The organism is Nostoc sp. (assembly GCF_036918245.1).
GTDB lineage: Bacteria > Cyanobacteriota > Cyanobacteriia > Cyanobacteriales > Nostocaceae > Nostoc.
In genome coordinates this window covers 112,373-134,108 of the sequence record NZ_JBALEF010000070.1, presented here as the reverse complement: position 1 = coordinate 134,108, position 21,736 = coordinate 112,373, and the positions used below count along the sequence as shown (strand labels likewise).

The window sequence follows — 21,736 nt, the reverse complement described above, 5'->3', positions numbered from 1 at the left end:
CCATTTTGTTAATACATTGACAACCAAGCGAAACTTTTTTTAACTAAATTTAATATAGTTCTGTTTCTTCTCGCCTGTCTACTTACTCCAGATGCAGAGGAGAAGAGGATTGAATGAACCGCAGATGAAAGAGCGATCGCCCCATCCCCCAATAACTTCGATAAAATCACTATGGTGCTAATTAATCCTCCCTAAATCTAATGAAAAGCGATCGCTCCCTTTCCCAACTCTCTCTTCAACGTCCTGAACTACTCGCACCAGCAGGTAATTGGGACTGTGCTAAAGCTGCTGTGGAAAATGGGGCAGATGCGATTTACTTCGGTTTGGATCGGTTTAACGCTAGAATGCGGGCACAAAATTTTACTGAGGCGGACTTACCCCAATTGATGACATTCCTGCACCGTCGGGGTGTAAAGGGTTATGTCACTGTCAACACCCTAATATTTCCCAAAGAACTAGCAGAAGCACAGCAATATCTCCGCACAATTATTGCAGCTGGTGTGGATGCAGCGATCGTTCAAGATATTGGTATATGCCGTCTCATCCGTCAACTTTCCCCCGATTTTTCTATCCATGCTTCCACGCAAATGACTATTACCAGTGCAGCTGGGGTGGAATTTGCCAAATCTCTTGGCTGTCAATTGGTGGTGTTGGCGCGTGAATGTTCTCTTCAGGAAATCAATAAAATTCAGCAGCAGATTGCCCAACAGGAAACCTCGCTGCCCTTGGAAGTTTTTGTTCACGGTGCTTTGTGCGTAGCGTATTCCGGTCAGTGTTTGACTAGTGAGGCTTTAGGTGGACGTTCTGCTAACCGAGGTGAATGTGCCCAAGCTTGCCGGATGCCCTACGATTTAATCGCCGATGGGGAAGTTGTGAATTTAAAAGAACGCAAATATTTACTCAGTCCTCAAGACCTAGCAGGATTAGATGTTCTGCCAGATTTGGTGAAATCAGGAGTAACCTGTCTCAAGATTGAAGGTCGTCTGAAAGCTCCAGAGTATGTTGCTAATGTTACCCGTGTTTATCGGCAAGCTTTGGATAGTGTAATGACGGAATTGGAAAGACCTAACCCCTTAACCCCTTTGCCTACAAGGGAAGGGGGGAGAGGTCAATCAGACCAAGAACACTACAACTTAGAAATGGCATTTTCTCGCGGACTTTACACGGGCTGGTTTGGCGGGATTAATAATCAGGAACTAGTTCACGCCCGCTTTGGTAAAAAACGTGGGGTTTATTTAGGTGAAGTCAGCCGCATTCAAAACGAAGAGGTAACAGTCAAATTGGAAGCGCCTGTAAAACCAGGCGATGGAATTGTATTTGACTGCGGTCATCCAGAGGCGAAGGAAGAAGGCGGGCGAGTTTATGGGGTGGTTTCCAAAGGAAAGGAAAGTGTGCTGACCTTTGGTAGAAATGACTTGAACTTGCGCCGAGTGCATATAGGCGATCGCATTTGGAAAACCAGCGATCCAGAACTCGATAAGCAAGTGCGTCAGAGTTTTGCTGGCGAGAATCCCCAATTTCAGCGTCCCATCAATGTAGAAATTTATGGAGAAGTTGGTCAGCCATTGATTGCGATCGCCCGCGATCGACTCGGTAATATTGTACAGGTAGAATCTGCAATTTCTCTGGTTGAAGCACACACTAAACCCCTAGATACAGACCGTTTACAAGAACAATTCGGTCGTCTCGGTAACACACCTTTCTGTTTAGGAACACTAACCAACCACCTCAGCGGTGCTATTATGCTACCCGTAAGTGAGTTGAACCGGATGCGGCGGGAAATTGTGGCGCAGTTGGAAGAATTGCGAAGTCAACCCAAACGCTGGCAATTACATTCTGATGTCTCTTTCCAAAACTTACTCCCCTCCTCATCTCCCACCCTGCGGGAAGCTAAAGCTACGTCTCCTTCACTCATCGTCCTAGTACGAAATCTCAAGCAACTCCAAGCCGCCCTCAAAGCTGGTATTGAAACACTGTATTGTGAATTTGAAGACCCCCGTGCCTACCGAGAAGCGGTGCAAATGGTACGCCAGCAACAGCAAAAAAACAAAGCAGATAATTCCTCACTTTTAACTCCTAACTCCCAACTCCCCACAATCTGGGTTGCACCACCCCGAATTACCAAACCGGGAGAAAATTGGATTTTGCAGCAAGTACGTGCCTGTGAAGCAGACGGCTATCTGATACGGAACTATGACCAATTGCAATTCTTTGCAGCAGACCCTTGTATCGGAGATTTTTCGCTCAACGTTGCTAATCCCTTAACAGCAGACTACTTTCAGCAACACTTTGGTTTAGAACGGCTGACGGCATCCTATGACCTGAATATTACCCAACTACAAGACCTGCTCACCAGTTGTCCACCTCAGTGGTTTGAGGTGACAATCCATCAGCATATACCGATGTTTCACATGGAGCATTGTGTTTTTTGTGCCTTTCTCTCGACGGGTACAGATTACACCAACTGTGGACGACCTTGTGAAAAGCAGGAAGTGAAATTAAAAGACCGTGTAGGCAGCGAACACGTTATTAAAGCAGATGTAGGTTGCCGCAATACTGTATTTAACGGCACTGCTCAAACGGGAGCCGAGTACGTACAGCGTCTGATAGAACTGGGATTACGTCACTTCCGCATTGAGTTTGTGAATGAAACACCAGAGCAAGTGAGTAAAACAATACATTTTTATAATCAATTATTGCAAGGTGAGATTACAGGTTCCCAACTTTGGCGAGAGTTGAAGTTGCAAAATCAACTGGGTGTGACTCGTGGCCCTATGGGAGTGTCAGCACTGCGGTCATAATTGATTTTCTGAACGCCCAGCTTGAAAAATCTGTTCGGCGGTCAAGTTTAATTCCGGGAATGTAGGAGATATGATGCGATCGCTACCTCGAAACAGGTTAACTTGATACTCACCATCCACCAAATAATAAACCAAAATAGTCGGTTGTTTGGGATTACCTATGTACTTTCTACCGCCCAAAGCTAAATAGTCAACAATCCAGTATTCAGGAACGCCAAAAGTTTCATAGTCAACCAGCTTGGATGCATAATCGTCTCTCCAATTAGTGCTGACGACTTCAATAACTAAGGGAACCGACGCAGCTTGAGTAACCGTTGAAGACTTCTTCCACATTGGTTCTGCTGAAAGATTCTTTTGATTTATCACTATCACATCAGGCGAATAACCTGATTCTTTGTCAGGAATCTTAACTAGTGCTTGCTTGGGTATCAGGTATGGGAGTTTTAATCGTTTGAACTCTAAAGTTATTTCACCAGCTAAAAAACCATTAATCTCTTCATGATCTCCTACTGACTGGATTTCAACAATTGCTCCGTCGTGTAGTTCATAACATTCACCATCTGGCTTCCAATTGAGAAATTCTTCAAAAGCGATCGTTTTTGGTAAGGCTTGAAACATCACACTTACTCCTGATGATGATTCAGAGTTTAGCAAATTACTTGGTATTACTCACTTTACCCTCAGCCAAAAACCTTAACCTGCGTAGGTTGGGTTGAGGAACGAAACCCAACATCCTCAAGACTTTGTTGGGTTTCGCTGTCGCTCAACCCAACCTACAATTATCCTTAACCCAAGCATATCGACATAAAACCTTCCTAGATAACGTCAAAACGAGGAATCCAGAAGATTTGACAAAATTTTGTATCTATTTTAGTAACAATATTAGTTCAGATTGATGAACGTTATAAACTCAACATTGGAATCACAGAAAGATTCCTTAAAGAATTCAAGCATAAATATCTAAACCCAACTAACTGAAAGGTTATTGAGGCTTCAGCATGAAGAAGAACGCTAAATTTGAGTGTAATTTTTGCTGCTCATTTTCTCAGGTTTCTCGTTATAGTTTAACTGTATTACTGAGTGTGATTTTTCTGTCTGATGCGGTAGGTGCAACATCGATAAGTAGATGGTTGCAGATAACACAACAGATGCAAGCTGACTTGCAAAAGTCAATTGATGCTGCGGGAAAACAAGGGTATACAGATTCGTTTTCAGAAAAAATAGGGAAAAAAGTCTCTGCTAACGTCAAAATAGCGCAGTCGCCAGATGCAAAACCACAAAATACAAAGCCTGCGCCAAGTGAAGCCGAGGCTAAAATTAAGCCACTTTGGGATAAAGCACTCCAACTGTTAGAAGAAGGAGATCAACTATACTACAAGCAACCATCAACAGCAGCACTACGACAGGCAATTACTAAATACGAAGAAGCGTTGAAAATCTGGAGATTACCAGAAGTGCGTGCAGCAAAACCTCAAGAAGCACCTTTTCAAGAGGCTGTTACACTTTATAGCATTGGTACTATCTACATCACCCTAAGAGAAGACACAAAAGCTGTGGGATATTTTGAGCAAGCATTAGCTATTGTGCAGGAATCGCAGGAATCAAAGGCTCGTGAAAGTAAAGCTTCAATATTAACATCACTTGGTTTTGTTTATCAACAATTAGGGGAAAAGCAAAAAGCGATTGATGCTTATAACCAAGCACAGTCACTATATCATGCTGACGAAAAACCCAAAAAAGAGGCTAACGTACTGTGGCATATTGCTTCTGTTTATAAAGAATTTGGCGAACCGAAAAAAGAGCATGAGTTTTTAGAAAGAGCTTTGAAAATTCAAAAGGCAAATGATGATTTACCAGGGCAAGCAAATACGCTTGGGACTATTGCTGGAAACTACCAAGATTTAGGTGAAACAAATAAAGTCCTTTATTACTATCAGCAAGTACTGAAAATTTACAGTAAAACGAAAGATTTATTTGGACAAGTAAAGACACTTGGTAGCATAGGCTTAGTCTACAGTTCAAGGGGCGATCGCCCTTCAGCAGAAAAATGTATCCAGCAGGCTTTAGAGTTACAAAAAACAATCCAAAGCCAATTGCAACAAAACCCAGAATTTCAAAGATATCAAATCATTATTCTCAGGCAAATTGCCACTAGTTACTATGTATTAGGTGATGCAAAGCAACAAATAGTCTACTTAAAACAAGCACAAACTATAGCCCATGAGCTAGGTAGAACCCAGGATGAAGCACAGTTGATTTCCGGTATTGGTGAGACGTATTATTTCTTAGGAGAGATACAAAAAGCTAATGATAATTTTACTCAAGCTTTAAAGCTACAACGCGAAATTAAAGATTTTCAAGGAGAAGCTAAAACGCTAGTAAATATTGCTTCTATCTATAAAAAATCAGGAGAATTTCAGCAAGCCCTAGATCAACTCAACCAAGCACTGGAGATTTCTAAGCAAAAACAAAACTCTCTTCTAGAAGGAGAGATTATCTTTGAGATGAGCTATGTTTACACAGATTTAGGGGCTTATGAATTAGGTATCCAAAAAAGCAAAGAAGTTTTGGCAATATTACAGAAAAGCAATCCGAGTTTAGTAACAACTGCTCTCTATTCTATAGGTGTTGCTTATATACAAAGTTGCTTTTCTCAAAAAAAGCCAGAAGATTGTCATCAAGCATTGGACTATTTCAAACAGCCATTAATATCTGCACATAAACAAGGTTCTGTTTCCCAGGAAGCTCTCATCCTTAGAACTGCTGCCAAAGCTTATGAGTTATTGAAAGATTATCCGCAAGCAATTACCAATGCCAAACAAGCTTTAGAATTATCTCGCAAATATAGCCTTAAAGAAGGTGAAAATAATGCCCTTGCTTTTTTAAGCACCGCCTATGAAGGTGCAGGAGATTATCAAAATGCCCTTGATGCTAGCAAACAAAGTTTGTCGCTATCACAGCAACTAGGAGATGTATCATCACAAGCCACCGTCTACAAAATCCGAGGTAAGATTTACATCTCTATGAAGCAGCCGCAGCAGGCGATAGAGGCTTACAACCAAGAACTGAAGCTAGGGCAGCAAATTGGTCAAATATCTCACCAAACTCATCCACTTTATAAAATAGCCATTATTGAGCGCGACAGAGGAAATCTCAACCAAGCCAAGACGCACATAGAAGCAGCCATAAACATCGTTGAGAATACGCGCAACAAAGTCAACAGTGATGATTTACGTTCTTCCTACTTCGCCACAGTGCAAGATTATTACAAGTTCTACATTGACTTGTTGATGCAGTTGCACAAAAAAGACCCATCAAAAGGATACAACGCATTAGCATTGCACATTAGCGAACGTTCTCGCGCCAGGGTATTAGTCGAACTGTTAAAAGAAAGTAATGTCAATCTCCGTAAAAACGTTGATCCGCAACTATTAGCAGAAGAACGCCGTTTAAATTTTAAATTGAATGCCAAAGATAAGTTTTTATCAGACTTATTCAGTCGAAAGGAACCACCCACCGAACTAATCACAAAAACCAAACAAGAAATTACAAATATTATCCAAGAATCGCAATCAATTTCTGAAAAAATCAGGGCGACTAATCCAGAACGTGCAGAATTAATTGACCCAAAAGACGTACTGGAATTGTCAGGAATTCAACAACAACTAGATCAAGATACCGTAATGTTGCAATATTCCTTGGGTGAAGAACGCAGTTATCTGTGGGTAGTCACTCCTAATTCTCTACAAAGCTACGAACTCCCCGGACAAGAAAAGATAGCGAAAGCAGCAAATAAATTTAACAGCCTCTTAAAGCAAAAACTGATTGATAGAGGAACCCCAGAAGACAACGCTCCAACTTTTGCAAATACAGATAAAGCCGCAGACGCACTTAGTCAAATTATCCTCGCACCTGTAGCTGGGAAGTTAGGAAATAAACGTTTAGTTATCGTTGCTGATGGGATTTTGCATCAAGTGCCATTCGCAGCTTTAAACGAACCGAGAAAATCGCCAGCCAGCGCAGGATATCAACCCCTAGTTGTGAATCATGAAATTGTCAACCTCCCTTCAATATCTAGCCTCGCAACTCACAGAAAGAAACTCAAAGGACGCAAAATTGCACCCAAAACCCTAGCTGTTCTCGCTAATCCTGTGTTTGGTGTTGATGATGCACGGTTGAAGAATGATAAACCCTCAACTGTAGAAAACAACCTCGACCGTTCAGCTTTAGAAACGTCTTTGAGAAACATTAATCGAGACAAATTAGACCCACTCCCAGGTACAAAAGACGAGGGAGAGGCGATTCTTAGGTTGGTGAATTCTCCTGGTGAAAAGCTTTCCGCCTTTGACTTTGATGCCAACTACAACTTTGCAACTAGCAAACAGTTGAGCCAATATCGCCTGCTGCTGTTCGCCACTCACGGTATTTTCGACCCTGTGAACCCAGCCTTATCAGGTATAGTGCTGTCTCTGGTGGATAAACAAGGTAAACCCCAAACCAGAGGCTTCTTGCGGCTCAATGATATTTTTAACCTCGACTTACCAGCAGAGTTGATAGTGCTAAGTGCCTGTGAAAGTGGACTAGGCGATGATGTCCAAGGTGAAGGGCTGGTGGGCTTGACAAGAGGCTTTATGTATGCAGGTGCAGCTAGAGTCACCGTGTCTCTGTGGAACGTGAACGATCAATCTACCAAGGAGTTAATGATTGCATTTTACAAACAGATATTGGCACAAAACAAATCTCCCGCCGCCGCCCTTAATGTCGCTCAACGCCAAATGTGGCAAGGGAAAGATTTTCAAGGAAAGGATTTGAAAAATCCAGAATGGAAACATCCCCGTTATTGGGCGGCTTTCACTCTCCAAGGTGAGTGGCGATGAATACTTAATTGACCTTCTCCTAAAAGGCTACCGTGTACACACAAGTCTTTTAAAGTGGCTCCACAGACTTTTAATTCCCCCAACCCCTCTTGAAAAACAAAGCTGTTTCATTCCCTCAAAGGCTCAAAAAAGACTTGTGTTGTGAACGAAAGTACTTGTGTTGTGAACGAAAGTACTTGTGTTGTGAACGAAAGTACTTGTGTTGTGAACGAAAGTCCTTATGTTGTGAACGAAAGTCCTTATGTTGTGAACGAAAGTACTTGTGTTGTGAACGAAAAGACTTGTGTTGTGAACGAAAGTCCTTATGTTGTGAACGAAAGTACTTGTGTGTACACCGTAGCCTAAAAGGAGAGAGAACTGGAAGAAAACACAATTTAAAGCCTATCTCCTTCCAGGAGATAGGTCTAGGGCATTGGTGTCAACTTAACGTAGAAGCTAGGTTTGGCAAGCGCTGGTTGCCCTCACCCCCAACCCCTCTCCCAAAATTGGGAGAGGGGAGCAAATTCTCCAGTTCCCCTTCTCCCAAGTTGGGAGAAGGGGTTAGGGGATGAGGGCAAAACCTCTTATCAAAGCAAATTTTTCCTTAAGTTGACACCTATGGGTCTAGGGGACTTCCAAATAAAAAAATATCCAATTATTTCTTGGAAATCCCTAATCTCAAATTTTCACTTTTAACTCAGGAGTAAAATCAATGCGTAAACCATCTATTTACAAACAACTGCTTGCTTTCTTTCTCGCCGGAATTGTCGGTTTTACCGCTTTAGGTGGTTGGATATCAGTCCAAGCACAAACAGAATCACCGATATCGCCAAATACAGAACAGCTGAATTTAGTAGGGGATGGTAAACCCTTTAAACCTGATGATCTCGAACAGTCGGAAAAACCTTATGATGGCGATCGCGGTATCCCCACAGGTCAAGATAACCGTATTCCCATGTTGAGTAGAAATTATCCTTGGTCAACTATCGGGCGAGTGCAAGGCACAGCAGCCGATGCTAAAAGCTATTATTGTACAGGCACACTGGTTGCTAGTGATATAGTTTTGACTAACGCCCACTGTGTAATTGACCGTGAGACTCATCAACTCAGTAAAGAACTTCGGTTTATACCCAATGCCATTAATGGCAAACCCCAGAGTCCAAAAGATATTGCTACAGTACAGAATATTGCGAAAAACGTACGTTATGGTACAGACTTCAAGAATGGGGGCTTTGATAACGTCGAGAATCAAAGCAATGATTGGGCATTAATGAGAATTAATCAGCCATTGGGCCGCAAATATGGTTATTTAGGATGGCAATCTGTGCCTGCTTCCACTTTGATTAAGCAGAAGCAAGGAAAACTGTTCTTTGTTGGTTACTCTAGTGATTACCCAGACCCCAGCAAAGAAGGCTATGAATTCTTGACTGCTGGCCAAGGCTGGACAGCGAGTTATGAAGCTGGTTGTAGCATTGTTGGTGAGGAGTCAAACCATTTTTATCATGATTGCGCCACCGCAGCCGGTGCTTCAGGTGGGCCAATTATTGATGTAATTGATGGTCTGCCGTATATTGTTGCCCTGAATAATGGTGAGATTACAAACACTGTCACACACAAGGATATCATCAACTTTGCAGTGAAAATGGATTTTTTGGATAAGTTGACTGCTAGAAACTAAACTCTCATTTGCTAGATTCCGGAGTTGTTAAAGAACTCCGGAATCTAACCACGATAATAAAAAGGTTTTATTACATTCAATTAAAAACCACTATAGTTATTTATGAATAATATTTCGACAACTAATAATTGGGATACTTCCCTTTACGAAGATAAACACGCCTTTGTCTGGCAGTATGGCGAAGACTTATTGCAATTACTTAACCCCAAGCCAGGAGAATCGATTTTGGATCTCGGCTGTGGTACTGGACAACTCACAGAAAAAATTGCCCAAGCTGGTGCTGAAGTAATGGGAGTTGATCATGCATCCGCGATGATCGAAAAGGCCAGACAAAACTATCCCCATATCCGCTTTGATGTTGCTGATGCTAGGAACTTTCAAGTAGACAAGCCATTAGATGCTGTATTTTCCAACGCTGTACTACATTGGGTGAAAGAAGCAGATAGCGCGATCGCTTCCATACACCAATCCCTCAAACCCGGAGGGCGTTTTGTCGCAGAATTTGGTGGTAAGGGAAATGTGCAGGCGATCGCCACAGCTTTATACAGAGCTTTAGAGTCCATTGGTATCCCTCAAGCACAAGTAGAGAATCCTTGGTATTACCCCAGCATTGGTGAATACGCCAGCCTCTTAGAACATCAAGGCTTTGATGTCATTTATGCTATCCTGTTTCCTCGCCCAACTCCCCTAGCAGAAGGAGAAGCTGGCATAGCAAACTGGATTAAAATGTTTGCCAGCCCTTTTTTAGCAGGACTTTCACCTGAGCAACAAATACAAATAATTCCCGTCGTCGAAGAATATCTGAAACCAACACTATATCAACAAGGAAGTTGGAAAGCAGATTATCGAAGAATTCGCATCGTTGCCGTTAAACTTTAATGTGTGCGAATTTTAACTTGTGCCTTCATGAAAAATTATGAATTAGATCAGTTATGTATATACCTAAATTGTGCGTTTGCCCTACAGCCCTTCTCCTAAAGGAGACGCTACGCGAACGGGCATCCTACGGCAGGCGTTGGCGCAGCCATCGCCAGACATCATTTTCATTACTACTAACCATTACCCTCACAGTTTTACTACTCCCGCCCTCACTAGCGCAAACCCGTTCAATACCGTCACCTTCTAGTGCGCCTTTAGAACTAGACTTATTGACCAAGCCAAAAAACTATGTAATCACAGCTAACACCATTCATCCAGAACGATTAACCGTTCCCAGCTTATGGTGGGCACAACAAAACTCCGAAAAAAAGCTATTGGATAATTGGATAGCATATCCAGCTTCTGACAAAGAACCTGCACGAGTAGACTTGATCGTGAATCAGCAAATTTGGAGTTTACTAGAGTATGTAGAGCGCTACGACTTCGTAAATCGCTTGGGTAGTGCTGCACGGAACTTTGGTTACAACGTCCGAGTATTTAATTATCAAAAAGAACCCTTGGCAACCTACACTTGCAACTTTAGTACAAGTCCAGCTTTATGCAGTATCCAAACCACTATTAACAACAAGATAGGGTTACAGCGTTCTTTATAGAAAAAAGGGAGTGGGGACTGGAGACTGAGGGGACAAGGAGAATAAATAACCCATGCCCAATGACGCCACTTGCTTCTCCCCAGGGGAGACGCTACGCGAACAAGTTGGGCATTGCCCGCCCAACGCAGTGGCTCCCCAATGCCCCATGCCCAATTCCCAATTAAACCTTAATTTTGGCAAATAAAGACTCGTATTGTTTTATTGCTGATGGGGGTAAGGGAAGTAAAAATTCACTTTTATCGAAAACATTGCGATCGCTCTCTAATAAACTCCATAATGGTTCTTGGATATCGGAAGCGGCAATATTTGTAGAAATTGGCGAATTACTTTTAGTCAGCACCGAAATTTGTTTAGCTGTGCTTGGTTGCCAACAAAAATCAATCCATTGATCTGATAAAGTATCCTTAGTAATCCCTGCAGGACGTACCCATAAGTCCGCCCACATAGCTGTTCCTGACTGGGGGATAACTGCGGCAAGCTGCGGATAACGTCCCAGAACAGGCAATACATCGCTTGACCAACCAACCGCTAGCCAAGTGTCTTCCATAATTAGAGGTTCCAAATAGTTATTGGAACTGTAAAATTTCACCTGTTGGTTTAATATCTGTAATTCCTTTTCCAAGTCTGGTACTTGGTCAAGATTGTCTGTATTATAAGATTTTCCTAGCTTTTTTAAGACCAAACCAATAACTTCTCGTGGTTGATTGAGTAGGGAAATACGCTGCTGCATTCCATCTCGCCACAAATCACTCCAATCTTTGGGCGTCCATCCCAATTTTCGCAACTTGTCACGGTTATAAACAATTACTGTACTACCCCACCTGTAAGGCGCACCCCACACCTTCCCTTGAGTATCCAAATTACCTTGGTCGTTGCGCATTACCAGTTGTTTCCACCTTTCATCTAAAGTAGACCACTGCTGTAATTGGTTTCCCTGCACTTCTTGGAGTGGTTGAATCAATTTCTGTTCAATAGCTGCTTGTAGCCAGTAATCTCCCAATGTCACTAGGTCTGTGTCAGCTGCTTTTTGACCTTGCCTAAAAGGTATAAAGCGACTCCATCCCTGCTCATCGCTGGTCTTTGGCTTCTGCTGCCAATTTTGTAATTGGTGAAATAAATCCTGTATATGCTCAACTGGAGCAAACTTTAACTGCACCCGTTGCTGTAAACCTTTGTGGAACTGATTCACCACCTGACCAGGTATAGAACCTTTTAATAACTGTACTTTTAGTTGCGTCTGCTTGTTTCCACCACAGCCAAAAAGCAGTTGTGAAAGTGCCAGTGTGCTTGTACCTAGCAAAAAAGACCGTCGATCCATTGATTTTGGATTTTGAGATTTTTGATTATACCTAATATTAAGCAGAGATTTAGCAGTGGCTGACTAGCTGAAAAAGTGGATCTGGAGAATTATCGGTATTTTTTCTTGATAATACGGGTAATTTTGAATATTGGACTCAAATTAGCGATTTTTTGGCAAATTTCTACCTAAAGATTAATTTTTATCCATAAATTTACTTGGTGGTACTGATGGTGAAACCTTATTTGTATTTAGAAGTAATGATTTAAATGTCACATTTCCAGCAAAAATTATCAATACTTAAAAAATCCATAAGTATCGTTAAGGTTGGGAGTAAATTGAATAACATATAGAAAATGTACGAATAAAGGTATTAAATGGAGCTATTACAGCAGCAGATCCTGACTTTAAGCCAAAAGCTGGATGACCTGTGCCAAGTAATTGAGCAGCTTGATGGTAAAGTCACTCAAACTTTCTCAGAGTGTTCTTTAGCGAATATACAAGCAAAGGATAATTGCCAACAAAATGGCGCGGCTGGGGGCTACCAGTTTAAAGGACGTAACAATTTAAATCCAGAAATGGAACACAAGGATGTGTTGACAGATGGCATTTATCTAGACATGCATCGTCAAGCTGGAGATAATATAACACCAGAAATTCAAATACAACGACTCACAGCGCAATTAACAGCAGCGTACAATCGCATTGCTGCTTTAGAAGAACAATTACTTAGAGAGAGAATTCATTAAATTTAACCTGAAGTTCAACGAACTAAAAAAATAGATTGAGGTAGGTAAGACAAGCCTTTAGGTTCAATATCAAGTGATGGTTTTATGAGCATATACTTAGATACAAGTAAGTAATCCAGCCATCAAATTGATACAAAAGTTAAATATACTATTACATATCTTTACGTAATAGTGTGATATATCTACCCATAGATTTTTAGTCTCTACCTCACTATGAAACAAAAAAAAACAACCCTAAGACTGATGTCATTAGGGTATTCTATGGTTCAAAAACCAAGATTTTTTTATTAATCTGCGTTTTTCTCATTAGCGTTTTTGGCATCTTGTTATCAAATTGGTTGATGACCAGCCAGACAGCTTTCGCTAAGATCGACCTTTTGCAACCTGCACCGACTCAACCGCTAGGTTATTATGACTATTTCGGCAAATTTCTAAGTCCTCAAGAAGCATCACAACTAGTTGTAAATAAGGGACTCAATCCCAATAATCCCATTTCCTATCAACGGGTAGGGGCAGTTAAAATTACTAAGGAATTAATTGCAAAAGGTGAAGATATATTCTTCAACCGTAAGATTGGAGACACATTTGGTTTACAAGGGGCATTTGGTTTTGGACTTGGCATTGCTACGATTTTGCCAGAATTAAAGACAGCAATAGTTAAGTTGCAAGGTTAACCGACAACGAATTTACAAATTATTCTTGAGAAGGATATAGCGCTAGGTAGTCGAACTTTTCCCAAAGGAACTGTCGTCAATACAGGCTTAAAAATGGAAAAGGGAGGGACTTTTCCGATTGGGCTGGGAATCACACCTAACAGCACTGGCGGTAGCAATACCAAGATTTTTGACTAATTTCATCAGATAATTCTCCTGAAAAACTAGAAGGTAAACAAAATTGCATATAGCAATCCTATTTGATTTGCTCCACCAAGAGGCTCAGATCCCCGACTTATTGAAGAAGTCGGGGATCTTTTTCTTCAGTTCATAACTCTTGTACGGATTGCTATAGTTCAAATTGCTAGAAAGACGATCTTATCTTACGTACAGACACGCAGAAAAGACCTCTCCCTGGTTTTACTACGTAAAATCGTCCCTCTCCGACTCGGAGAGGGAAAGACTTTAATTTTTAGTTCCAGGCAGTACTTAGCCGTTCAAGTTGGGCTTCAATGGCTGCCAAAAGTTGGTGTTGCTGCCAATCTTGGCTAAGATGGGCGGCTATGCAAGCGGCTCCAGCACCCATACCTTCTTTGACAAAGCCCTGCTCATAAGCTCTTAGTTGGGGATAACGAGAATCAGCAAAGCTCAGATGAGTTGCTAATAGAGGAGGGGTTCCTCCAGTCGGAGTTAAGCTGTTTTTTCCTAAGTTGAGGGCTAAGTCAACTGTAGCGCCAGTAGGATCTTCAGCCACCCAGCGGGTTGTGCCTACAACTACTGCTTCTGGTTGCCATGATAAGGCATAAGCTTGAGCGATCGCACTGATGAGCGCATAAACCGCCAGCATTTGCGTGCCTCCAGCCAGCATTACACCACAACTACGGCTAGCAGCGATCGCCATCCCAGCTACCACCATCTGCATGGGATCGCCCACGGCGGCGACGAGTTGTAGGGGATCTAGAGAATTTTGGATTTGAGATTGGAATATCTCATCCTGCTCCTTGCTCCCTGCTCCCTGCCCCCTGCTCTCCCTCATCTTTTCCAGTCCAGCTTGCACTAGTGCCCACTTTTGCGCATGGTTACAAACAGGGTGGCTACTGTTAACTTTTCCGGCAGCATCTATACCTAAACCAGTTAAGATTGCCAGGGCAGTTGTAGTACCTCCGACGACGCACTCACCGACAATCAGATACCCCTGTTGAATATTGGCGGCTAGGCGTTCTCCCCAAAGTAGCCCTTGTTCAAACAAGTGGTGTACTGTTGTAATTTCCATCGCAGCACCTCCACTTAAACACTTAGCAGGAGCGCCACCCAAATCAATTAATGGTACAGCAGGAGTCTGGGGTAAACCAGCATTAAATAAATGAACTGGTATCTTTAGTGACTCAAATACAGCGCGAGAAATCAGCACAGGTGAAGCCCCAGCCGCCAATGTTGGTAAGGGATATTGGGCTTTATGTTCTGGGCCGTAATACAAAAACTCAGCATCAGCACAAGCAGTATATTTCCGATCCTCTGAAGTGCGGCCAGCTGCTGAAATCCCTGGAATTAAGCCAGTTTCAGTAAATCCTAAAACACAAGCAAATACGGGTAGACAACCACGATACCTTCGCAGCCATTGTTCACCCTGTTCTTTTTGAGTATAAATACTAATTTGGGAATTGGGCATGGAACATTGGTTATTAGTTAGGACTGATCATTTAACCAATGACAAATGACAAATGACAAATGACAAATAACTATCCTTCATAATCCATGAGAACTTGTACCCAGTGTGGTGGGCGGGGGATCGGGTTGCCCAGACGGTCAAAAAGCAACCATGCTGCCAGGTGTACCACAAAAAGGTAGATAAAGTTGTTGAGTATAATTAATACGATCGCTCCCACTTGAATCAAAAATACACTGGGACTCGCCAACAAACTCAAGTTAAAAAATACCCACTCAATGAACTCAGTCACCTGGGTAATCACATAAATCCATAGGTCTTCACCCGACAAAACAGACAACAACCACAGCCGAAAAAAAACTCCCAAAGTACCCAACAGCGTACCCAAGGTGATAGAAACAATCCAGGGAAGACGACGACGACACCACGTAGCGCCCAAAAGGACGCCCATGAACCCGTAGGGCATGACAAACAGCAAACTGCGGGCTGGCCCCATCAATACCGTCAGCAGTAACCCAGAGGTGAGTGCTGCCATCCATGCCGCACGTTTGCCCCAACGCAGATAAACTAGAGCGATCGGTACTGGAAAAAATATCCGCAAAACTGGCCCCAGGGGAAAGTAAAAATTAATAAACCAAATTAAGCTAGCGGTACTGGCTAAAAATGCCGTTTCCACCATCCTCAAGGGCGCATCAGCCTTGATTTGAGGAGGCATTAACTGCTGTTCTTTATCTAACCAATGATTTTGAGGAGTTGGAGATTCAGGGGATGGATCTTCCTCCGGTTCATCTGGGAGAGAATCTAAAATACTCATATCTGACAAGTTTTTAAACGATCATTCTTTCTAAGGCTGACAAATCGGGAATACAAATAGTGTCTTGATCCCGTTTAATCAAGCCTTTTTTTTCTAGCCTTGTCAACACTCGTGTCACCGTTTCCCGCGCCAGTCCGCTCAAACTACTCAATTCACGATGAGGTAAATTGGGGATTTCGGTTCCGGTTTGCCCTTTTTTTCCCTGTCCTTCTGCCAAAAATAACAACGTATCTGCTACCCTTGACTGGCTATCAGATTCCCGCAACCGCAATCGGCGATTTACTTGCCGCAAACGTCGTGCCATTAGTTGCGCCAATCGAACTCCCGCCAAGGGTTCTATCTGAAGTAATTTGACGAAATCCTGAGCAGGCATACTACCGATTACCGTTGGGGCCAAGGTAATCACATCCGTGGATCGAGGTGCTTCATCTAGCGCCGCCATTTCACCAAACAATTCACCTTTGCCAATAATATTCAGCGTTACCTCTTTTCCTTCTAGATTGTAGGTGCGAATTTTTACCCATCCGTCCATAATAAAATACACAGAACCACCCCAGTCATTTTCCAGTAAAATCACTTGATTGGCTGGGTGAGTGCGGGTAACAAGATGGGTGAGCGCTGATTCCACAGCAGTTTCTGGCAACCCTTGAAAAAAGGGAGCGGAGGTGATCATCCAGGAATTAGCCTGTGCTTGCAAGCTATATCGATCTTCCATTACGACATCTTTAATTCAAGCTGCTATGTACACACAAAAAACAGGAGCGCCATTTGTAGCCTAAGCTATCATTGCACAGCTGCCTTTCAAAGAAAAAACTAAACTATGCTACACAAGAAAGCGACAATAAGTTTTTCTAAATAATCTTTACCTATAAGTTTAAACGGGGTAAAAGTTTTGCAAAAAGTAGTTTATAGCCTGCGGTTGTATTGCTTAGGGGCTAGCTGCACTGCAAACTTGATTAGTTATGAATATAGGCAAACAACATTAATGATACTAAAGGGAGTAAATTATTGCTCAGGTATTTTAGCGATTTTCAAATATAGGCAACCAATAACCCGCAAAATTAAGCTTTTTGAACAAAGGCTGTTGAAGAGGACAAGACAAGGGGATGGGGGGACAAGGAGAAACTTGTCTCCTTGTTCTCTTCGATGATTGAAGATTGCCACGACTCCCAGTAATCCATAACATAATGACAGTCACAATTCCAAGTAGCGGCTTTTGCCACTCAAAACTTCTCCTATGGTCGACGCTGCGCGTAGCAAGATCCCCATAGGGATACGGTGATTGTAAATCAATTGTCACATTAGTTGACATCCATTACTAGGCAAGGTGATAAAAGTGACTTTTAGTACAGATGAAATTCAAAAGCTGATCGCAGACATTGACAACTTACTTGCCAGCGGTGGCAAGCGCCTGTCTAGATTTCTGTCTGGTCAGGCGCAAGAGCCTAAAGAAGTTTTAGAGCGAATTCGCGACTTCTTGGTAAGGTTACAAGAAAAAGAAGCATTAGAGAGCGGCATCCCAAATCAGTCTTCTGAAGAACCGCGTTCGCCCTTGGCGATGGCTCCGCCAACGCCTTTGTTAACAAAATTTATTGATCGCGATTATAACCAGTATCCACTACCACAGATCGAACCCAGTCAGCAAGAGAGTGCTGTTGGCGCAGGACAGTTAAAAAATGAATTTTCGAGATTGATTCAGCCGTTGCGATCGGAATTAGAATTGCTCTTGCAAGAGCGAGCTACTCTCATACAAGAAATTCGGCAACTAGAACAAAAGCGTTTGCAAAACTACTCCTTAGCGCAGCAGTTGACAAACCAGGAGCAAATGATTACCGAGTTTTTACAGGTACTCATGAGTCGCCTTGTGCCAACTTTAACGCCACTGATTGGACAGACTGGGGAAAATTCCGCCAGTTCTTCAGGAGGAATTAATTACGCAACCTCTGCAACTCAATCTTTGTTAGAATCCCCTGACAGTGTAGAGCGCTTAACCCAGCTAGCTAGGGAGTTGGATCAACGTCTATTATCACTAGATGGGACGGTGAATGTAGTCTTTGAAGCACTACAGCGCAACATTAATACTTATTACGAATCCCTGTCGCAAGCACTGGCAAGAATGCATAGCAAGGGGATGCAAGGCGAACAGCTGATGGCCAGCTTTGTCAACAGTTTGACCCAACATTTGCAACAAGAATCCCCTAGTTCGCAGTCATCTTTGCTAGGAGGAGAATCTGAGACATTACCATCATTGACTGAATCAGCCGAGATTGCTGCTGGAGTTGCGCCCCAATCCTTGGAGCTTATACAGCCAGAAACTTCATCTCCACTCACAATTGAGCAACAGGAGACTACCCTCACAGAGGATCTAGATGCAGTGCTGTTGCAGCTTGGTGTAGACTCATCTGAATATTCTCAAACCCCGACCGAATTACCGCAAGATGTTTCTGCGGCAATTGGTGATGAAGTAGACCAACTTTACGCCAGTTTGTTTGATGCTGGTGATGTTAATAATCCCAGCCTCGATGTTCCCACAAATGACTTATCTGCTTCCACAGCCTCTCCATCACCGTTGAACATCGCACAGTCCCCGCCTGTCTCTGCAACGGTGGATTCTGCGGTTGTAACACCAAATACGGGTCTTTCAGCCCAAGAGACTTTAAGAGAAATCACAGATTCAGAGCCACAGGAAAAACTATTTTTTGCAGAGGATACTGACCTAGACTCACCTCTTAGCTTCTCTACTCCACAAATAGACAGTTTGCCACAAATCGGCACTCAGCCAGCTAGTGTTGATACAATTAATACCCTAACTGACTTATTGCCTGATGCCGATAGTGAACTGCAATTGCTGGAAGTATCATCTTTTGGGGATAATGCCACAGCTACAGCAACTGACCCATTGCCTGATACAGATACTGAACTGCAATTGCTGGAAGTCTCTTCTTCTGGGGATAATGCTACAACCACAGCACCAGTTACTCCAGAAGTACCAGAAATTGCGTTGGCAGAGCCTACTGAAAGTATCGCCCCATCGGAAGTATTAATTAACAACGATCGCTCCGAACTGTCTTCAGATAACTACATTGCTGCTTCACCCCAGGAAAACTTACTTTCTATTGAGTCAAACCAGTCTCCAGCCGTACCAGATATTTCTTTAGATGAAGAACAGTTGCAGCAATTAGATCGGGATTTGGCTAATTTTGATCGGCAGCTAAATTCTGAGTCGCAGCCAGCTACCAACTTGGATGTTTTCTCGGAACCACTTGATAACATTCAAGACACAACTTCTCCTGAAAATCTCCAAGTAGCAGAGAATACATCAACTACTGCTTTCTCAAGTTTGGCAGTTCCCCAGGTAGAAACTGAAAAAAAGGAAGTCACAACTCCTGTTCCAGAAGGTTCTTTACCGCCAATTGCCAACTCCATAAATAATCCAGAAGTTTCACCCAATGTTCTAGAATCAGTTTGGTATTTAGGAATTGATTTAGGTACAACAGGAATTTCCGCCGCATTATTAAATCGCTCAACTTTTGTTGTACATCCTATCTACTGGTCAGCAGAAAATCCGCCGGGAATAAGTTCCTTTCAGCAATCGTTTCGTTTACCAACAGAGGTTTATCTGCCTATAGCTTCTGTACCCCACGGTGAAAACGAAACTATCGAAGCACATGAGCAGACAGCACCTGCGGCTGTTGCCCAAGATAAAGTGCCCGATCGCTCGGCTACCACTCCTGCAAGACCAAGATCGACAGCAGATCCGACGAAAAATAATCTCTACTCGGCGCAGTTGAAGCCCTATCTACAAGTAGCCATTCCCTACAAGAGTGAACGACAGAAATGGGAACCTGTTTTGCAATTAAATGAATTTTCGGCAGGGCCTTTGATTTGGGTTGTGCGATCGCTCTCTAAATTACTATTAACCCTCAAATCCGAAAAAACAAGTACCACCCCTAGTTTAATGGCTGCTGCTGTTGGGATCAGCGAACAAAATTTTCCCCAAATTATCAATAATATTGCTGGTGTAATTTGTACCTGTCCATCTAACTGGTCGGAACAATACCGCTTTAACGTGCGGGAAGCTTTACTCACTAGCAAACTCATCCAACATCCGCAGCAAGTCTTTTTTGTCGAAGAAGCGATCGCTAGTCTACTCCCGGAACTCGATGCTGCTAATGGTGAGCAAGTAAAACTAAGCGATGCTCAAGGTTCTCATCCTGCAAAAACCAGCGAACATCCCATTGTTGGTAACACCCTTGTGATTAACATTGGGACAACTGCCACAGAAATGTTACTGGTGAATCTACCAGAAAGCTTGCAGCAATTGACATACAGTGATTTCATGCTCCACAGTTTTGCTTATGCTGGCAAGGGAATTGAACAAGATATTATCTGCCAGCTGCTATTGCCACCGAAATCTCGGCAATCACGCCTAGAAACACCAAGCGATGCCGAAGGCGGGCTACGCCTACGCAAAACTACCACGAGTAATCCTTGGCAATGGCAACCGTCAATTCCCGGTTTAGACCAAATGCGTTGGCAGACTTTAGGGTTGGAAGAATTAGAACTACCTAGAGTCGGAGAACCAGATATCACCGCTCGAATTCGTCTCCAACAGCGTCTAGAAAGTTCTCTACTGGGACAGGCGGTATTAGATGCGGCATTAGCCCTAAAGCTGATTTTGCAACACCAAGACTCTTTTACCCTGGAATTAGCCGATCAGCGCTGGGTTTTGCAGCGACGAGACTTAGAAAGCCAGGTATTTATCCCCTTTGTGCGCCGCCTAAACCGAGAACTCAACAAGTTATTGGTAGCTTGTGGCATCCCCACAGAAGCCATTAATCAAGCCATCCTGACTGGTGGAGTGGCTTGTGTCGGGACGGTGAACCGCTGGTTACGGCAAAAACTTCCCAGCACTAAGATTATTCAAGATTTATATCTCGGCGAAAACGGCGCTCCCAATTGCAGTCGGGTTGCTTATGGTTTGGCGATGCTGCCTCTGCATCCCCAGATTTTAGATATACCCAGGCAACAATACACTGATTATTTCTTGTTTACAGAATTGTTGCGACTGCTACCAGACCGGCCCTTATCTTTCGGTGAAGTTATCCAGTTGTTTGAGGATCGTGGGATCAATACTCGGACTTGTCAGCAACGGCTGCTGGCTTTTTTGTCAGGTGAACTGCCTTCCGGTTTGATACCTTCAGTCACAGAATCAACCTGGCTTACCCAGAGTTCGCAAGAAAATCCTGACTATCAGGCGATCGCCACAGCACCACTTTTTGAAAAACAAGGGAGTCTCACTTATCGTCCCAATTCTCAGCAACTGTTGTCTTTGCGTCGCTATCTAGATGCAATCAAGGCTAGTAATCAGCAATCACTGGAGGAACCATATACGGTGAATTTTGCCTTAGAGGTCGATCGTTGAGACTAGTAGATCACGCTAGAAATAAGAATACTACTTAAAGATCCAAATGCTTACGTTATAAGCATTTGGAATTTTGCAAAGTACTACTATGACTTCAGAACAGTAATTTTTTGGATATGTACGATAGTAGTATCTTTTTATTAGATGGAGAAAACACAGTAAATTTACAATCTACCCTTGAATTGAAAGATTATGTAAATTTTGGGTTTTTGGTTTTTATATTTGCTAAGATTTGTGTACATTAATACTCAGTAGTGGCGACAAC

Annotated in this window: 13 protein-coding genes; 8 read left to right on the top strand and 5 right to left on the bottom strand. The window is 42.8% G+C overall.

What is annotated here, in order from left to right:
- Positions 1-200 precede the first annotated feature (200 nt).
- Entirely contained in the window at positions 201-2,801 is a 2,601-nt protein-coding gene (locus V7L12_RS19335) for a U32 family peptidase (protein ID WP_335086641.1), read from the top strand.
- Here V7L12_RS19335 and V7L12_RS19330 read toward each other — a convergent pair.
- Complete coding sequence (locus V7L12_RS19330; RefSeq protein WP_335086640.1) at positions 2,796-3,419, bottom strand: Uma2 family endonuclease; 624 nt, start codon at positions 3,417-3,419, stop codon at positions 2,796-2,798. The genes V7L12_RS19335 and V7L12_RS19330 overlap by 6 nt on opposite strands.
- 380 nt (positions 3,420-3,799) lie before the next feature.
- Here V7L12_RS19330 and V7L12_RS19325 point away from each other — a divergent pair, with 380 nt between their 5' ends.
- The 4 genes from V7L12_RS19325 to V7L12_RS19310 all read left to right on the top strand — a co-directional run bounded on the left by V7L12_RS19325 (position 3,800) and on the right by V7L12_RS19310 (position 10,867).
- Positions 3,800-7,678: a CHAT domain-containing protein gene (locus V7L12_RS19325; RefSeq protein WP_335086638.1), complete on the top strand. Its 3,879-nt coding sequence runs from the start codon at positions 3,800-3,802 to the stop codon at positions 7,676-7,678.
- A gap of 691 nt (positions 7,679-8,369) precedes the next feature.
- Positions 8,370-9,335, top strand: a complete 966-nt coding sequence (locus V7L12_RS19320) for a trypsin-like serine peptidase (protein WP_335086636.1) — start codon at positions 8,370-8,372, stop codon at positions 9,333-9,335.
- A 102-nt stretch (positions 9,336-9,437) separates the two neighbouring features.
- Positions 9,438-10,214, top strand: a complete 777-nt coding sequence (locus V7L12_RS19315) for a class I SAM-dependent methyltransferase (protein ID WP_335086634.1) — start codon at positions 9,438-9,440, stop codon at positions 10,212-10,214.
- Positions 10,215-10,267: 53 nt separating this feature from the next.
- On the top strand, positions 10,268-10,867 hold the full coding sequence (locus V7L12_RS19310; protein ID WP_335086632.1) for a hypothetical protein: 600 nt from the start codon (positions 10,268-10,270) through the stop codon (positions 10,865-10,867).
- A 160-nt stretch (positions 10,868-11,027) separates the two neighbouring features.
- Here the strand turns inward: V7L12_RS19310 and V7L12_RS19305 are convergent, their stop codons facing one another.
- A complete protein-coding gene (locus tag V7L12_RS19305; protein WP_335086631.1) occupies positions 11,028-12,185 on the bottom strand; it encodes an extracellular solute-binding protein in 1,158 nt (385 codons plus the stop codon).
- Positions 12,186-12,541: 356 nt separating this feature from the next.
- Between V7L12_RS19305 and V7L12_RS19300 the strand changes: the two genes are divergently transcribed.
- Complete coding sequence (locus V7L12_RS19300) at positions 12,542-12,913, top strand: hypothetical protein (RefSeq protein WP_335086629.1); 372 nt, start codon at positions 12,542-12,544, stop codon at positions 12,911-12,913.
- A gap of 341 nt (positions 12,914-13,254) precedes the next feature.
- A complete protein-coding gene (locus V7L12_RS19295; RefSeq protein ID WP_335086627.1) occupies positions 13,255-13,587 on the top strand; it encodes a hypothetical protein in 333 nt (110 codons plus the stop codon).
- Between the two features lie 451 nt (positions 13,588-14,038).
- Here the strand turns inward: V7L12_RS19295 and cobT are convergent, their stop codons facing one another.
- The 3 genes from cobT to V7L12_RS19280 form a co-directional block, all read right to left on the bottom strand.
- Entirely contained in the window at positions 14,039-15,235 is a 1,197-nt protein-coding gene (cobT, locus tag V7L12_RS19290) for a nicotinate mononucleotide-dependent phosphoribosyltransferase CobT (protein WP_335086625.1), read from the bottom strand.
- Between the two features lie 70 nt (positions 15,236-15,305).
- Positions 15,306-16,046, bottom strand: coding sequence for a DUF2232 domain-containing protein (locus V7L12_RS19285; protein ID WP_335086623.1), 741 nt, complete (start codon positions 16,044-16,046; stop codon positions 15,306-15,308).
- Positions 16,047-16,059: 13 nt separating this feature from the next.
- Positions 16,060-16,761 (bottom strand): Crp/Fnr family transcriptional regulator, encoded by a 702-nt coding sequence (locus tag V7L12_RS19280; RefSeq protein ID WP_104905149.1) that lies wholly within the window; start codon positions 16,759-16,761, stop codon positions 16,060-16,062.
- Between the two features lie 621 nt (positions 16,762-17,382).
- Here V7L12_RS19280 and V7L12_RS19275 point away from each other — a divergent pair.
- Positions 17,383-21,471 carry a hypothetical protein gene (locus V7L12_RS19275; RefSeq protein ID WP_335086621.1) on the top strand — a complete coding sequence of 1,363 codons (4,089 nt, stop codon included), beginning with the start codon at positions 17,383-17,385 and terminating at the stop codon, positions 21,469-21,471.
- Positions 21,472-21,736: the final 265 nt, after the last annotated feature.

What these genes read in the sequence shown, in the direction of transcription:
- V7L12_RS19310 (WP_335086632.1), top strand. Translation starts at nt 10,268, where the DNA reads ATGTATATACCTAAATTGTGCGTTTGCCCTACAGCCCTTCTCCTAAAG.
- V7L12_RS19295 (WP_335086627.1), top strand. Translation starts at nt 13,255, where the DNA reads ATGACCAGCCAGACAGCTTTCGCTAAGATCGACCTTTTGCAACCTGCA.
- V7L12_RS19330 (WP_335086640.1), bottom strand. Translation starts at nt 3,419, where the DNA reads ATGTTTCAAGCCTTACCAAAAACGATCGCTTTTGAAGAATTTCTCAAT.
- V7L12_RS19315 (WP_335086634.1), top strand. Translation starts at nt 9,438, where the DNA reads ATGAATAATATTTCGACAACTAATAATTGGGATACTTCCCTTTACGAA.
- cobT (WP_335086625.1), bottom strand. Translation starts at nt 15,235, where the DNA reads ATGCCCAATTCCCAAATTAGTATTTATACTCAAAAAGAACAGGGTGAA.
- V7L12_RS19305 (WP_335086631.1), bottom strand. Translation starts at nt 12,185, where the DNA reads ATGGATCGACGGTCTTTTTTGCTAGGTACAAGCACACTGGCACTTTCA.
- V7L12_RS19300 (WP_335086629.1), top strand. Translation starts at nt 12,542, where the DNA reads ATGGAGCTATTACAGCAGCAGATCCTGACTTTAAGCCAAAAGCTGGAT.
- V7L12_RS19325 (WP_335086638.1), top strand. Translation starts at nt 3,800, where the DNA reads ATGAAGAAGAACGCTAAATTTGAGTGTAATTTTTGCTGCTCATTTTCT.
- V7L12_RS19335 (WP_335086641.1), top strand. Translation starts at nt 201, where the DNA reads ATGAAAAGCGATCGCTCCCTTTCCCAACTCTCTCTTCAACGTCCTGAA.
- V7L12_RS19280 (WP_104905149.1), bottom strand. Translation starts at nt 16,761, where the DNA reads ATGGAAGATCGATATAGCTTGCAAGCACAGGCTAATTCCTGGATGATC.
- V7L12_RS19285 (WP_335086623.1), bottom strand. Translation starts at nt 16,046, where the DNA reads ATGAGTATTTTAGATTCTCTCCCAGATGAACCGGAGGAAGATCCATCC.
- V7L12_RS19320 (WP_335086636.1), top strand. Translation starts at nt 8,370, where the DNA reads ATGCGTAAACCATCTATTTACAAACAACTGCTTGCTTTCTTTCTCGCC.